The sequence below is a fragment of the Acinetobacter sp. 24-47-67 genome, assembly GCF_056779735.1.
The window spans coordinates 1-393 of sequence record NZ_JBWYIK010000041.1 but is presented as its reverse complement, the minus strand read 5'-3'; the positions used below and the strand labels follow the sequence as shown (position 1 = coordinate 393).

At 45.5% G+C, this 393-nt stretch carries 1 protein-coding gene; it reads left to right on the top strand.

Translation table 11 applies throughout. From position 1 onward, the window contains the following. On the top strand, positions 1-393 hold a 393-nt coding region (locus AC1M9K_RS14580), incomplete at both ends, for a type VI secretion system Vgr family protein (RefSeq protein ID WP_481589649.1).

The following is a 393-nucleotide window of genomic DNA, read 5'->3' as shown; positions in this document are numbered from 1 at the left end:
AGTACGAGCAGGCGAAGGCATACTCATCTCCACCTACAAACAAGAACAAGCCAAAGCAAACCATCTCGATGCAAGCGAAGCCAAACAACAACTCGAAAGTAGCTTAAACAACGCCAAAGCCTTAAGTGAAGTGGCAAAAAATCAACAAACTGATCCACTGAGCTTACTCGAAAACCTACAGGGCTATCTCAAGAACTTAGAGAGCGAAGACCAAAGCAAAGCCGCGGCCTTCAAACAAGCGATCATGCTTTTGGCTTCACCAAGTTCAATTGCCGTAGAAAGTAACGAAGACATCCACCTCAGTGCAGATGGACAGATCAACCAAATTGCACAAGGAAGCATCAACACCAGTACCCAAGACAGCATACTTAGCCATGCCAGCAAAAAGATCAG